The organism is Ornithinimicrobium cerasi (genome assembly GCF_003702705.1).
Classification (GTDB): domain Bacteria; phylum Actinomycetota; class Actinomycetes; order Actinomycetales; family Dermatophilaceae; genus Ornithinicoccus; species Ornithinicoccus cerasi.
Window position 1 is genome coordinate 71,366 of the sequence record NZ_QZMN01000013.1, and the last position, 14,327, is coordinate 85,692.

Annotated in this window: 13 protein-coding genes; 10 read left to right on the forward strand and 3 right to left on the reverse strand. The window is 74.8% G+C overall.

Going from position 1 to position 14,327, the window contains the following annotated elements:
- Positions 1–1,182, reverse strand: a complete 1,182-nt coding sequence (locus D4B81_RS14665) for an acyl-CoA dehydrogenase family protein (RefSeq protein WP_122263426.1) — start codon at positions 1,180–1,182, stop codon at positions 1–3.
- Positions 1,183–1,295: 113 nt separating this feature from the next.
- Here D4B81_RS14665 and D4B81_RS14670 point away from each other — a divergent pair, with 113 nt between their 5' ends.
- Positions 1,296–1,646 (forward strand): MerR family DNA-binding protein, encoded by a 351-nt coding sequence (locus tag D4B81_RS14670; RefSeq protein WP_122263492.1) that lies wholly within the window; start codon positions 1,296–1,298, stop codon positions 1,644–1,646.
- Positions 1,647–1,696: 50 nt separating this feature from the next.
- Entirely contained in the window at positions 1,697–3,490 is a 1,794-nt protein-coding gene (locus D4B81_RS14675) for an acetyl/propionyl/methylcrotonyl-CoA carboxylase subunit alpha (RefSeq protein WP_122263427.1), read from the forward strand.
- 165 nt (positions 3,491–3,655) lie between these two features.
- On the opposite strand, the gene D4B81_RS14680 is transcribed toward D4B81_RS14675, so the two are convergent.
- Complete coding sequence (locus D4B81_RS14680) at positions 3,656–5,131, reverse strand: NAD(P)H-quinone dehydrogenase (RefSeq protein WP_122263429.1); 1,476 nt, start codon at positions 5,129–5,131, stop codon at positions 3,656–3,658.
- Positions 5,132–5,170: 39 nt separating this feature from the next.
- On the opposite strand from D4B81_RS14680, the gene D4B81_RS14685 reads away from it, so the two are divergent.
- Positions 5,171–6,001: a purine-nucleoside phosphorylase gene (locus D4B81_RS14685; RefSeq protein ID WP_122263431.1), complete on the forward strand. Its 831-nt coding sequence runs from the start codon at positions 5,171–5,173 to the stop codon at positions 5,999–6,001.
- Positions 6,002–6,013: 12 nt separating this feature from the next.
- A complete protein-coding gene (locus D4B81_RS14690; RefSeq protein WP_122263433.1) occupies positions 6,014–7,720 on the forward strand; it encodes a phospho-sugar mutase in 1,707 nt (568 codons plus the stop codon).
- Positions 7,721–7,782: 62 nt separating this feature from the next.
- Here D4B81_RS14690 and D4B81_RS14695 read toward each other — a convergent pair whose 3' ends face one another.
- On the reverse strand, positions 7,783–8,394 hold the full coding sequence (locus D4B81_RS14695; RefSeq protein WP_122263435.1) for a hypothetical protein: 612 nt from the start codon (positions 8,392–8,394) through the stop codon (positions 7,783–7,785).
- 52 nt (positions 8,395–8,446) lie between these two features.
- Here D4B81_RS14695 and D4B81_RS14700 point away from each other — a divergent pair, with 52 nt between their 5' ends.
- From D4B81_RS14700 to D4B81_RS14725, 6 genes are read left to right on the forward strand one after another with little or no spacing between them, the layout of a single operon-like run.
- A complete protein-coding gene (locus tag D4B81_RS14700; protein ID WP_122263437.1) occupies positions 8,447–9,100 on the forward strand; it encodes a uridine kinase family protein in 654 nt (217 codons plus the stop codon).
- A 10-nt stretch (positions 9,101–9,110) separates the two neighbouring features.
- The gene (locus D4B81_RS14705) at positions 9,111–10,193 is read left to right on the forward strand and encodes a DUF7847 domain-containing protein (RefSeq protein WP_122263439.1); all 1,083 of its coding nucleotides are present in this window, start codon (positions 9,111–9,113) and stop codon (positions 10,191–10,193) included.
- Between the two features lie 20 nt (positions 10,194–10,213).
- Complete coding sequence (locus tag D4B81_RS14710; RefSeq protein ID WP_122263441.1) at positions 10,214–10,852, forward strand: DUF4129 domain-containing protein; 639 nt, start codon at positions 10,214–10,216, stop codon at positions 10,850–10,852.
- Positions 10,849–12,006, forward strand: coding sequence for a DUF4350 domain-containing protein (locus tag D4B81_RS14715; protein ID WP_122263443.1), 1,158 nt, complete (start codon positions 10,849–10,851; stop codon positions 12,004–12,006). Before D4B81_RS14710 ends, D4B81_RS14715 begins: the two co-directional genes overlap by 4 nt.
- On the forward strand, positions 12,003–12,986 hold the full coding sequence (locus D4B81_RS14720) for an AAA family ATPase (RefSeq protein WP_122263444.1): 984 nt from the start codon (positions 12,003–12,005) through the stop codon (positions 12,984–12,986). The genes D4B81_RS14715 and D4B81_RS14720 overlap by 4 nt, the downstream gene beginning before the upstream one ends.
- Positions 12,987–13,001: 15 nt before the next feature.
- Positions 13,002–14,315, forward strand: coding sequence for a DUF58 domain-containing protein (locus tag D4B81_RS14725; protein WP_122263445.1), 1,314 nt, complete (start codon positions 13,002–13,004; stop codon positions 14,313–14,315).
- Positions 14,316–14,327: the final 12 nt, after the last annotated feature.

Below are 14,327 nucleotides of genomic sequence, written 5' to 3' on the forward strand. Positions count from 1 at the left end.
TCAGGAGGGCAGGCCGAGGCCCCGCGCGATGACCATCCGCTGCACCTCGGAGGTGCCCTCGCCGATCTCGAGGATCTTCGCGTCGCGGAAGAAGCGGGCGACGGGGTACTCCTCCATGAAGCCGTTGCCGCCGAAGACCTGGGTAGCGATCCGCGTCGCGGTGACCGCCGCCTCCGTCGAGTAGAGCTTGGCGATCGCGGCGGCCTGCTTGACCTCGGCGAGCGAGCGCCGGCCGGCCTCCCGCTCGTCGTTGAGCCAGGCGGCCTTGTAGGTGAGCAGACGCGCGGCCTCGACCATCACGGCGAGGTCGGAGATCTGGAAGGACACGCCCTGGTTGACCGCGATCGGGCGACCGAAGGCGATGCGCGACGTGGCGTAGGCCGCCGACTCCTCGAGCATCCGCTGCGCGCACCCGACGGCCAGCGCGGAGATCGCGACACGACCGTCGTCGAGGGTCTTGAGGAACTGCTTGAACCCCTCGCCGCGCGCACCGAGGAGGTTGTCCTCCGGCACGCGGCAGCCCTCGAAGCTCAACCCGTGGGTGTCCGAGATGTGCCAGCCGAGCTTGCGGTAGGCCGGCTCGACGGTGAAGCCGTCGGTGCCGCTGGGCACCATGATCGCGCTGATCTCCGCGCGGCCGTCCGCGCTCTCACCGGTGCGCGCCGTGACCGTGACGACCGAGGTGATGTCGGTGCCGGAGTTGGTGATGAACGCCTTGGACCCGTTGATCACCCACGACCCGTCCTCCAGACGGGCGCGGGTGCGGGTGGCCCCCGCGTCCGAGCCGGCCTCGGGCTCGGTCAGGCCGAAGCCGGCGAGGGCGCGGCCCGCGAGGAGGTCGGGGAGGTAGCGCTCCTTCTGCTCCTGCGAGCCGAAGGACAGGATCGGGTTGATGCCCAGGCCGACGCCTGCGGAGAGCGTGATCCCGATCGACTGGTCGACCCGGCCGAGCTCCTCGATCGCCAGGCAGAGGTAGGTGAAGCCGCCCTCCTCCAGGCCCGCGCCGCCGAACTCCTCGGGGGCGTTGAGGCCGAAGAGGCCCAGCTCGCCCATCTTCGGCACGAGGTCGGTGGGGAAGTGCGCGTCGCGGTCCCACCGCTCGACGTGCGGCGCCACCTCCTGCTCGGCGAAGTCGCGCACGACGCGGCGGAAGTCCTCGTGGTCCTGGGTCAGCTCGAACACGAGGCCATCGTGCTTGACGTGAGCGTCAACGTCAAGCACGATGGCTCCTGCACCCCACTTGACGTAAGGACAAGACAACCGTGACCGACGACCCCACCTGGACGATCGCCCAGATGGCCGACGACTTCGAGGTGACCCACCGGGCGCTGCGCCACTACGAGCACCTCGGCCTCCTGTCACCGGAGCGCGACGGCCAGCGTCGCGTCTACCACCGTCGCGAGCGCACGCGCCTGGCCCTGATCCTGCGCGGCCGGCGCCTCGGCTTCCCCCTCGAGGAGATCGCGACCATCCTCGACATGTACGACAACCAGCCCGGCGAGGCCGGCCAGCTGCGCTACCTCCTCTCCCAGATCGACGATCGCCGCACCGACCTCGAGCGTCGCCGGCGCGACATCGAGGACAGCCTGCGCGAGCTGGGCGACCTCGAGCGGCGCTGCGCGGAGGACCTCCAGAGGCTGCCCTGACCCGCCGGACCTGCGCGCCCACGCCATACCCCTGCCACTAGGGTGTGCGCATGCCGATCAGCAAGGTCCTCATCGCCAACCGCGGCGAGATCGCCGTCCGCATCGCCCGTGCCTGCAAGGACGCAGGGCTGGGCTCGGTGGCCGTCTACGCCGACCCCGACCGGGACGCGCTGCACGTCAAGGTGGCGGACGAGGCCTACGCGCTGGGCGGCTCCACCCCCGGCGAGTCCTACCTGGTCCAGGAGAAGCTGCTCGACGTCGCCCGCCAGGCCGGTGCGGACGCGGTGCACCCCGGTTACGGCTTCCTCGCCGAGAACGCCTCCTTCGCCCAGGCCGTCCTCGACGCCGGGCTGACCTGGATCGGTCCCGGCCCCGACGCGATCGACGCGCTGGGGGACAAGGCGAAGGCCAAGCACATCGCCGTCAAGGCTGGTGCCCCGCTGGCGCCCGGGACCAAGGACCCGGTCAAGGACGCCGACGAGGTCGTCGCGCTCGCCCAGGAGTTCGGTCTCCCCGTCGCCATCAAGGCCGTCTACGGCGGTGGCGGCCGCGGGCTCAAGGTCGCCCGCACCCTGGAGGAGATCCCGGAGCTCTTCGACTCCGCGGTCCGTGAGGCGGTCACCGCCTTCGGGCGCGGAGAGTGCCTGGTCGAGAAGTTCCTCGACAAGCCGCGTCACGTCGAGACGCAGTGCCTGGCCGACCAGCACGGCACCGTGGTCGTCGTCTCCACCCGCGACTGCTCGCTCCAGCGGCGCAACCAGAAGCTCGTCGAGGAGGCCCCGGCCCCGTTCCTCAGCGACGAGCAGCGCGCCGAGCTCGTCCGGGCCTCCAAGGCCATCCTCAAGGAGGCGGGCTACGTCGGCGCCGGCACGTGCGAGTTCCTCGTGGCGCAGGACGGCACGATCTCCTTCCTCGAGGTCAACACCCGCCTGCAGGTCGAGCACCCCGTGACCGAGGAGGTCACCGGCATCGACCTCGTGCGCGAGCAGTTCCGGATCGCCGACGGCGAGGAGCTGGGGTATGGCGACCCGAGCCCCCACGCGCACTCGTTCGAGTTCCGCATCAACGGTGAGGACGCCGGCCGCGACTTCATGCCCGCCCCTGGGACCGTCTCGCGGATGGTCGTCCCCCACGGCCCGGGTGTCCGCTGGGACGCCGGGATCGTCGAGGGCGACACCGTCGCCGGCGCCTTCGACTCGATGATCGCCAAGCTGATCGTCACCGGCCGCACCCGCGAGCAGGCCCTGGAGCGGTCGCGACGCGCCCTCGACGAGCTCGTCGTCGACGGCATGCCCACGGTGCTGCCCTTCCACCGCGCGATCGTGTCCGACCCGGCCTTCGCGCCCGAGGGCGAGGCGGCGTTCACCGTGCACACCCGGTGGATCGAGACCGAGTTCGACAACCAGGTCCCCCCCTACTCCGGGCCGACCGCCGAGGGCCCCGGCGCCGACGGCGAGCGGCAGACGGTCGTCGTCGAGGTCGGCGGTCAGCGTCTTGAGGTGTCGCTGCCCGCCGGGCTCGCGCTCGGTGGTGGCGGTGGCGGTGCCGGTGGCGGCAACGGCGCAGCTGGTGCCCGGAAGAAGGCGCCGAAGCGTTCGCGCGGCGGCGGCGCCGGGGCGGCCGCGTCCGGGGACGCCGTGACCGCGCCGATGCAGGGCACGATCGTCAAGATCTCGGTCGAGGAGGGCCAGGCCGTCACCGAGGGTGACGTCGTGGTCGTGCTCGAGGCGATGAAGATGGAGCAGCCGATCAAGGCGCACAAGGACGGGACGGTCACCGGCCTGTCCGCCGCCGTCGGCGAGACGGTCGCCAACGGCGCGGTCATCTGCGAGCTCAAGGACTGACCCGCCACCTGAGCCCCTCCCGACGCCGGCCCCGGATGCCTGTTCACCGCTGTCGTGCCACAGGCAATTCCCTGGCATTCGTTGTGGCACAACAGAACTGCACGTCGATGCGCTGTGACATGCGGACCTGCCCAGGATCGCTCGACGGTCGGCGTCAGACCCGGGTCAGTCCGCGATCTCGTGCAGCTGCCGGGCGGCCTCCGCGAGCGAGCCGCTCATCGACGGGTAGACCGTGAACGTCGAGGAGAACTGGTCGACGTTGAGCCGGTTGGCCACGGCCAGCGCGATCGGGAAGATCAGCTCGCTCGCCCGCGGGCCCACCACCACGCCGCCGACGATCGTGTGGCTGCCGCTGCGGGCGAAGAGCTTGACGAACCCGTCGGAGACGTTCTGCATCTTGGCGCGCGGGTTCTTGGTGAGGGGCAGCATGACCGCCCTCGCGTCGACCCGGCCCTCGTCGATGTCGGCCTGGCTGGCGCCGACGGTCGCGATCTCCGGGTCGGTGAAGATGTTGGAGCTGACCCTGCCGAGCGAGAGCGGCGCCACCGCGTCGCCGAGGGCGTGCGCCACGGCGATCCGACCCTGCATGGCCGCCACGGAGGCCAGGGGGAGCACCCCGGTGCAGTCCCCGGCGGCATACACCCCCGGGACGTTGGTGCGCGAGACCCGGTCGACCTCGATGTGGCCGGACCGGCTCACCGCGATGCCGGCCTCCTCCAGGCCCAGATCGGTGGTGTTGGGGATCGACCCGACCGCGAGCAGCGCGTGCGAGCCGCTCACCTCGCGACCGTCCTCCAGCGTGACGACGACCGAGTTCCCGTCCCGCCGGACCGCCCCCGCCCGCGAGCGGTTGAGGACCGTCATCCCCCGTCGCCGGAAGACCTCCTCCACGACGTTCGCGGCGTCCGCGTCCTCACCCGGGAGCACCCGGTCGCGGGAGGAGATGAGCGTCACCGCGCAGCCGAGGCCGAGGTAGGCGTGCGCGAGCTCGGCCCCGGTGACCCCGGACCCGATGACGATGAGGTGGCCGGGCAGCTCCTCCAGGTCCCAGATCTGCTGCCAGGTCAGGATCCGCTCGCCGTCGGGCACGGCCGTGTCCATGACCCGGGGCCGGGCGCCCGTCGCGAGGAGCACCACGTCCGCCTCGAGCTCCTGGCTGCCGCCCCCGCCGGTGAGGTCGCCACCGTGCGGGGCGGGCTCCTCCCCCGACGCGACGTCGGCCACGCCCACCACGACCTCGACGCGCCCCGGCCCGATCAGGCGTCCGGCCCCCTGCACGACCTCCACCCCCGCCGACTCCAGCCGTTCGGCGATGTCGCGGCTCTGCGCGCGGGCCAGCTCGAGGATGCGCGCGTTGACGTCGGTGATGTGCGCCGTCACGCCCTGGTCACCCGGCACGTGGGCACCGTCGAAGTGCACCCCGATGTGCTTGGCGGCGCTGAACCGGTCCATGAAGTCGGCCGTCGCGATGAGCGCCTTGCTCGGCACGCAGTCGGTCAGGACGGCGGCGCCGCCGAGCCCCGACCGCTCGACCACGGTCACCTCGGCACCCAGCTGGGCCGCCCCCAGCGCGGCCTCGTAGCCGCCCGGGCCACCACCGATGACGACCACGGACCTGTCTGCAGCACTCACGCCCACCATCCAACCACCCCCGGGCCGACCGGCCAGTACGCTGTCCCGGTGAACGACCGTGTCCCCGACCTGACCGACCCCGCCACCGACCCGCGCCAGGTCGCCGAGGCCGCCGCCGCCGTGATCGCCGAGCGCACCGGGGCGGCCCGCCACGACGTCGCCCTCGTGCTCGGCAGCGGCTGGAAGCAGGCAGCCGACCGGCTCGGCGAGGCCGACACCGAGATCGAGAACACCGACGTGCCGGGCTTCGCCGCCGCCGCGGTGGAGGGTCACTCCGGCACCCTGCGCTCGATCCCCCTCGCCGACGGTCGCCGCGTCCTCGTCTACGGCACCCGGACCCACTACTACGAGGGCCGTGGTGTCCGGGCGGTGGTGCACGCGATCCGCACCGCCGCCGCCGCGGGCTGCTCCACGGTGGTGCTGACCAACGGGTGCGGCGGCCTGCGTCCGGAGTGGGCCCCCGGGACGCCCGTCCTCATCTCGGACCACATCAACCTCACCGCGACCTCCCCCCTGGAGGGCGCGACCTTCGTCGACCTCACCGACCTCTACACCCCGGGCCTGCGCGCGCTGGCCCGCGAGGTCGACCCGACCCTCGACGAGGGGGTCTACGTCCAGTTCCCCGGCCCGCACTACGAGACCCCGGCCGAGGTCCGGATGGCCGGGATCCTCGGCGGCGACCTCGTGGGCATGTCGACCACGCTCGAGGCGATCGCGGCCCGCGAGGCCGGCCTGGACGTGCTCGGCATCTCCCTCGTCACCAACCCGGCGGCGGGCATCAGCCCGACCCCGCTGGACCACCAGGAAGTCCTCGAGGCCGGGCAGGCCGCCGCAGGGCGGTGCGGGGCGCTCCTCGCCCGCATCGTCGAGCGTCTCTGAGAGGAGCCGGGTATGTCGAGCACCCCGCCGTCCGCAGGCACCGACGAGCTCCTGCAGGAGGCGCGCACCTGGGTCGGCGACGACCCCGACCCGCAGACCCGTGACGAGCTGACGGCCGTCGTCGACCGGGCAGCAGCCGGTGACGCAGCGGCGCTCGCCGACCTGGAGGACCGCTTCGTCGGTTTCCTCGAGTTCGGCACGGCCGGCCTGCGCGGCGCCCTGGGCGCCGGACCCAACCGCATGAACCGCTCGGTGGTGATCCGCACGGCGGCCGGGTTCACGGCCTACCTGACCCGCCGCCTCGACGCGGAGGGCGACCGCACCCCCGCCCCCGCGGTGGTCATCGGCTTCGACGCACGGCACAACTCCGACGTCTTCGCGCGCGACACCGCCGCCGTGGTCGAGGCCGCCGGCGGGCGCGCGCTGATGCTGCCGCGGCCGCTGCCCACCCCGGTGCTGGCGTTCGCGATCGGCCACCTCGGGGCGGACGCGGGGGTGATGGTGACGGCCAGCCACAACCCGCCGCAGGACAACGGCTACAAGGTCTACCTCGGGGACGGGTCGCAGATCGTCCCGCCCGTCGACGCCGACATCGCGGCCGACATCGCCCGGGTCGCGTCGGTGGGCCACGTGCCGATGAGCACCGACGGCTGGGTGACCCAGGGCGAGGAGGTGCTCGACGCCTACCTCGACGCCGCGGTCGCCGTGCTCGACCCGACCACCCCCCGGGACGTGACGGTCGTGCACACGGCCCTCCACGGCGTCGGCTCGGACGTGGTCCAGCGGGCCTTCGCGCTGGCGGGGTTCCCCGCACCCTCGCCCGTGCCCAGCCAGGAGCACCCCGACCCGGCCTTCCCCACGGTCGCCTTCCCCAACCCGGAGGAGAGCGGGGCCATCGACGCCGCCCTCGAGCTCGCCGACGAGCTGCGGCCGGACCTGGTCATCGCCAACGACCCGGACGCCGACCGGTGCGCGGTCGCCGTGCCGGACGGCGGCCGGTGGCGGATGCTGCGCGGTGACGAGGTCGGCGCCCTGCTCGGGCACCACGTGATGGCGCGGGGACGCGCCGGCGGCGACCGGCCGGTCCTGGCGCGGTCGATCGTGTCCTCCCGGCTGCTGGGCGCGATGGCGGAGGCCGCCGGCCTCCAGGCGCAGGAGACGCTCACCGGCTTCAAGTGGATCGGCCGGGTGCCCGGGCTGGCCTACGGCTACGAGGAGGCCCTCGGCTACTGCGTCGACCCCGCGACGGTGCCGGACAAGGACGGGGTGACCGCGGCCCTCATGGTGGCCGAGCTCGCCGCCACCCTCAAGGCGCAGGGCCGCACCCTCCTCGACGTCCTCGACGAGCTGGCGGTGCAGCACGGCGTCCACCAGACCGACGCCTTCTCGGTGCGGGTCAGCGACCTCTCGCTGATCACCCACGTCATGTCGCGGCTGCGGACGCTGCCGCCCACCGAGATCGGGGGTGTCCCGGTCGCGATCGCGGAGGACCTCTCCGAGGGGATCGACGGCCTCCCGCCCACGGAGGGTCTGCGCTTCCTGCTCGCGGACCGGACGCGGGTCATCGTGCGGCCGAGCGGGACCGAGCCCAAGCTCAAGGTCTACCTCGAGGCGCTCGTGGCCGTCGACGGGCCGGGCGGCCTGACGCCGGCCCGCGAGCGGGCGACCCGCACCCTCGCCGCCGTCCGCGCCAGCATGGAGGAGCTGACCGCCGTCTGACCACCGGCGCCCGCGGCGGTGCCGCCGTCCCCCCGTCGGGTCGGGTCCTGCGCGGTGGGCCCTCAGAGGACGAGGGCGCCGACGGCCAGGGCGAGCGCGAGCGCGAGCACGACCAGCGCCGACCAGGAGGGGCGGCGGCGCACCTCGGCCTGCTCCCCCGGTCGCCCGCCCCCGTCCAGGCGCCAGCGCTGCATCGCGCGCAGCACCTCGTCCATGACGCCCTGGGCCGTGACGCCCTCCCGGCCCCGACGACGGGTGGTCTCGGCGAAGTCCTCGATCGAGCGCCGGCGCACCATGTCCCGCCGCACGGGGACGGCCCAGGCGGAGTGGGTGCGACCCCGGACGTCCCGCAGCTCCAGCGCCCACCGGCCGGTGACCTCCTCGACCGCGGCGAACGGCACCGTCGTCTCGGTGACCACGTTCGTCAGGTGCACGCCGTCGGCGTACAGGGTCACGGCGGGCCGCAGGAAGAGGACCCAGGCCGCCGCGCCCACCCCGGCGATGAGGGCGACCGGGGCCAGCACCCGCGACTGGTGGCCGCCCGCCACGTCGACCACGGTCAGCACCGTCAGCACCACGGCGGCGCCCACCATCGACCAGCCGATCACGCGGGCCGGGAGGGTCCGGTAGACGCGCAGCGGCTCCCCGGCGAGGATCGACGACTCTGGCTTCACGTCGACAGAGTCTGTCAGACGGCGCCCCGCCCGCCGCCTAGACTGTCGCCCCATGGAGCGAGCCGACCACCGCGTGCCCGCAGGCGCGAGGGTGCTCGTGCTCGCCGGGCCCAGCGGGGCCGGCAAGTCCCGGCTGGCGCGCCGGCTGCACGCCGCGCACGGCTGGCCGCTGATGCAGCTCGACGACTTCTACCGCGAGGGTGGGGACGACGAGCTGCCGATGAGCCCGCTCGGCCTCCCCGACTGGGACGACGTGCGCTCCTGGCACCTCGACGCCGCGCTGGCGGCGATGGAGGAGCTCTGCCGGACCGGGCGCACGGACGTCCCGGTCTACGACATCGCGAGCTCGAGCATCACCGGCCACCACGTCGTCGAGACCGGTGCCCACCCGGTCGTCGTGGCGGAGGGCATCTTCGCCGCCCACACCGTCGCGGGACTGCGCGAGCGGGACCTCCTCGCGGCCGCGTGGTGCATCCGCAACCGCCCCTGGGTGACCTTCGGGCGACGCCTGGCCCGCGACCTGCTCGAACGCCGCAAACCCCCCGTCACCCTCTGGCGCCGGGGCCTCGTCCTGCGCCGTGCCGAGCCGGGTATCGTGGCCGCGCAGCAGGCGCTGGGGGCCGAGCCGATGACGGCCCGCGAGGCCGAGCGGAGGGTGGACGACCTCGTCGCCACCACCCGGGTGCTGGGGGCCGGACCGACATGAGGAGCAGGGGATGACCTTTCCCGAGGGAACGACGCGAGGCCCGGACCTGCCGCCTCCCGGACCTCCCGCCCCCTTCCCTCCCCCCGGCGCGCCCGGCCCTCCCGGCCCTCCCGCCGCAGGCACCACCTGGCACCACCTGGCCCCGGAGCAGCTGGCCAGGCTCCACCAGCCCGGGGTCGTCCCCCTGCGCCCCCTCACCCTGGGCGACATGTTCGGCGGCGCCCTGCAGACGATGCGGCGCAACCCCTCCGCAACCATCGGCACCGCCCTGGTCGTCCTGGCGCTGCTGCTGGTGCCCTCCTACCTCGGCTCGCTCGCCATCACCCGGTTCGCGGACCTGGCCGAGGAGGACCTGGCGGTCCTCGTGCCCCTGGTCAACCTCCTCTTCTCCGGGCTCGCCTCGATCGCGCTCACCGGCATGATCGTGTATGTCGTCAGCGAGGCGGTCCTGGGCGACCGGGTAGGTCTGAGGCAGACCTGGGAGGCCGTGCGCGGGCGGATCCCCGCGCTGCTCGGGGCGCTGCTGCTCATCGCGCTGCTCTTCCTGCTCGCGACCGCCGCCCTCGTGGCGGGGGTCGCGGGGATCGTCCTGGCGATGGACGGGGCCGGCGACGGCGCGGTGGTCGGCCTCGTCGTGCTCCTCCTCGCGCTGCTGCTGGCCTCCGTGGTGCTGCTCCTGTGGGGCAGCGCCCGGGTCTCGCTGACGACCGCCGCGGTCGTCCTGGAGAGGGCCGGGCCCTGGCGGGCGCTGCGCCGCAGCTGGACGCTCACCCGGGGCTGGCAGGCCTGGCGGGTGCTGGGGATCACCCTGCTCGCCGGCCTCGTGACGGGTCTCTTCGCGACCATGGTGCAGCTGCCGGTCACCACCGTGACCTTCCTCGCCCTCGACGGGCTGTCCGGCGGTCTGTCCCCCGTCCACCCGGTGGTGCTGCTCACGGACCACCTGGTCCAGGTCGTCGTCCAGGCGTTCTCCATCCCGTTCTCGGCCGGGGTGACCGCCCTGCTCTACCTCGACCTGCGGATTCGTCGCGAGGGCCTGGACGTGGGCCTCGTCCGGGCCGCGCAGGCCCGGGCGGTCGGGCGGGCGCGCTGACCAGGCACGCCGTCCCGGGCATGCTCGCGGGAGCACCGCTCGACCCCGGCCGGGACGAGGCGCGTACGTGGCTGCAGGAGGAGCTGGCCCAACCCGGGTACGCCGTCCGCGAGTCCTGGGTCCGCCGCCTCCTCGACTGGCTGGGTGACCGGCTTCCCGACCCCGACCTCCCCGGCCAGCTGCCCGCCTGGGCCTCCTGGGCCGCGCTCGCGATGGTGGTGCTCGCCGTGCTCGCGGTGCTCGCCTTCGCGGCGCGCGACCGGTGGCGCAGCCGCCGGCTGGCCCCGGGTGGAGGCGAGGTGGGCGTCTTCGGGGACGGTGCCCGGCTCCCCGCCGCCGCGTACCGCGACCGGGCCCGGGCCGCGCTGCGGACGGGTGACCACGACACCGCCCTCCTCGACGGCTACCGCGCCGTCGCCGCCTCGGCCGACGAGCGCACCCTCCTGGACGCCGCCCCCGGGCGGACCGCTCACGAGGTGGCCGTCGCGCTGGCCGCGATCTTCCCCTCCTCCGCCGTCGCGCTGTCCGGCACCGCCGACCGTTTCGATGCCGTGCGCTACGGCGACCACCGCGCCACGGCGGAGCAGGCCCGGGACGCCCTCGCGCTCGACGAGCAGCTCCTCGCCACCCGCCCCGACCTGGACGTGGTCGGGCGATGACGCGGGTCCGCACGCTGCGACGCTGGGCCCCGTGGGTGCTGCTCGCCCTCGCCGCGGCGGCGCTCGCGGCGGTGCTGGCCGGTGGGGGCAGCGGCGAGCCGATGGGCGCCGACAACCCCGGCCGCGACGGGGGCCGGGCGCTGGCCCGCGTGCTCGCCGCCCGCGGCGTGGACGTGCAGGAGGTCCCGGGCACCGCGGCCCTGCCCGACCGGGTCGGGCCGGGCACGACGGTCCTGGTGACGCACACGTCATACCTCGGGCCGGAGTCCGGGGAGGACCTGCTGCGCCGGGTCCGCGACGCGGACCGCCTCGTGGTCCTGGTGCCCGGCGCGGAGCAGGACCCGGGCGCCGCGCTCGGGCTCGACGTCACGACGACGACGCCGACGGGTGCCCGGCTGCTCGGCGCCTGCCCCGACCCCCGGGTGCGCGACGGGGACGAGGTCACCGTCTGGGACGTCCAGCTGGACGCGGCGGACGCGCCCGAGGAGGTGACGGCGTGCTTCCCGCCCAGCCCCGGGTTCAACGCAGGTGGATCCCGCGCCGGGGCGCTGCTCACCGTCGCGGCCGACCGCGACCGGCCCGAGACCGTCCTCGTGGGCTTCCCCTCCGCGCTGTCCAACGACGCGGTCGACGAGGGCGCGCACGCCGCGCTCGGGCTGCGGCTCCTCGGTGGCAGCGACCGGCTGCTCTGGGTCGTGCCGCAGCCGGGCGACGCAGGCACGGCGGCCCCCCAGGGCCTGTGGGACGTGCTGCCTCCCAGCATGACCCCCGCGGTGATCGTCCTGGCTGCCGCCGCCCTCGTCCTCGCGCTGTGGCGGGGCCGTCGTCTCGGGCCGGTCGTCGTCGAGCCGCTGCCCGCCGTCGTGCACGCCGCGCAGACGACCCGCAGCCGGGGCCGGCTCTACCGCGAGGCCCGGGACCGGCGGCACGCGCTCGCCGCCCTGCAGGCCGGTGCCCGGCACCGGCTCGCCGCCCGGACCGGCCTGCCGCCCCGGGCCGACCCCGACAGCCTGGTCCGCGCGGTCGCGGCGGCCACCGGGCGTCCCGCGCCCGAGGTCCGCAGGCTCCTGACCGACCCCACCGCCGCCGACGACGCGGCCCTCGTGACCACCGCCCGGGAGCTGCGCTCCCTCGAGGAAGGACCCTCCCGATGACCGAGCCCAGCACCACGGCACCCCCCTCGACCGGGACCGCGCGCGAGGCGCTGCGGGCGGTGACCGACGAGGTCGGCAAGGCGGTGGTCGGCCAGCAGCAGGCCGTCTCCGGCCTCGTCGTGGCCCTGCTGTCGGGCGGGCACATCCTGCTCGAGGGGGTGCCGGGGGTGGCCAAGACCCTGCTCGTGCGCAGCCTCGCGGCCGCGCTCGACCTGCGCACCACCCGCGTGCAGTTCACGCCCGACCTCATGCCCGGCGACGTGACCGGGTCCGTGGTCTACGACAGCGGCCGGAGCGACTTCACCTTCCGCCCCGGCCCGGTCTTCACCAACCTCCTCCTCGCCGATGAGATCAACCGGACGCCGCCGAAGACCCAGTCGGCGCTGCTGGAGGCCATGGAGGAGCGACAGGTGACCGTGGACGGCACCAGCCACCCGCTGCCGGCGCCGTTCCTCGTCGCCGCCACGCAGAACCCGGTCGAGTACGAGGGCACCTACCCCCTCCCCGAGGCGCAGCTCGACCGCTTCCTCCTCAAGGTCACCCTGCCGCTGCCGGTCCGGGAGGACGAGGTGGAGGTGCTCGACCGACACGCGCGGGGGTTCGACCCCCGCGACCTTGCCGCCGCGGGCGTGCGGCCCGTCGCCGGCGCCGCCGAGCTGGCCGCGGGAGCCGCCGCGGTGCGCCGGGTGCAGGTCTCCCCGGAGATCATCGGGTATGTCGTCGACCTCGCCCGGGCCACCCGTACCGCCCCCTCGCTGCAGCTGGGGGTGAGCCCCCGCGGCGCGACGGCACTGCTCGCGACCTCCCGGGCCTGGGCCTGGTTGTCCGGACGGGACTTCGTCACCCCGGACGACGTCAAGGCGCTCGCGCACGCCACGCTCGCCCACCGGGTGGCGCTGCGGCCGGAGGCCGAGCTGGAGGGCGTGACCACCGAGGCTGTCCTGGCCACGGTCCTCGCGTCCGTCCCCGTGCCCCGCTGACCCGGCGGGCGCCCGATGATCCTGCGCGGCCCCGTCCTGGCCCTGGTGCTCCTGGGGCTGGTCCCCGTCGCCGCCTGGCCCGCGTCGTCGCGCACCGTCGCGTTCCTGTGGGTGCTCGGCGTGGTGGTGCTGGTCGTGGCCGACGTCCTTCTGACGCCGTCCCCGCGATCGGTCACCCTGTCCCGCTCGGGAGTGCCCCAGGTGCGCCTGGATGAGCCGACGACGACGACCCTCACGCTGACCGGCACCGGGTCGCGCCACCTGCGCGGGCACCTCCGGGACGCCTGGGTGCCGTCGGCGGGTGCGGCGGGCGAGCGCCACGTGCTCGACCTGCCGGCCGGGGAGCGCCGTCGGGTGACGACCACGCTGCGGCCGACGCGGCGCGGCGACCGACCGGCGGCCGGGGTGACCCTGCGCGTGCACGGGCCCCTGGGACTGGCCGGCCGGCAGGCGACGATCGCGGTGCCGGGGGCGGTGAGGGTGCTGCCCCCGTTCCGGTCCCGCCGCCACCTGTCCAGCAAGCTGGAGCAGCTGCGTCAGCTGGACGGCCGGGCCGCGGTACGCACCCGTGGGCAGGGCACGGAGTTCGACTCGCTGCGCGACTACGTCGAGGGGGACGACGTGCGGGCCATCGACTGGCGTGCCACGGCCCGCCGTCAGCATGTCGTGGTCCGCACCTGGCAGCCCGAGCGCGACCGCCGGCTGATCCTCGTCCTGGACACCTCCCGGACCAGCGCCGCACGGGTGGGGGACGAGCCGCGTCTCGACGCCGCCATGGACGCCGCCCTCCTGCTCGCCGCGGTCGCCAGCCACGCCGGGGACCGCGTCGACCTGCTCGCCGGCGACCGCCTGGTGCGGGCCCGGGTGGGGTCGGGCGCGAGCACGGGGACGACGCGGTCGGCGGTCCTGCACCGCCTGGTCACCGCGATGGCCCCGCTCGAACCGGTGCTGGTCGAGGCCGACTGGACCACGCTGGCCGGGGCCGTCACCGCGCTCACCCGGCGACGCTCGCTCGTCGTGCTGCTGACCCCCCTCGAGCCGGCCGCGGTGGAGAGCGGCCTGCTGCCGGTCCTGCCCTCGCTGACCGCCCACCACCGGGTGGTGGTGGCCTCCGTGGCGGACCCCGCGGTGGCAGCCCTGCGCGCCGACCTGTCCTCCCTGGAGGCGGTCTACGACGCCGCCGCCGCCGAGCGGACGGAGGCGCTGCGACGGCGCACCGCGGCCGGGCTGGGGGCGCTCGGCGTCACGGTGGTCGACGAACCTCCCGAGCGACTCCCCGTGGCTCTCGTGGACCACTACCTGGCGCTCAAGGCGCGCGGCCTGCTCTGAACCCGCCGGTAG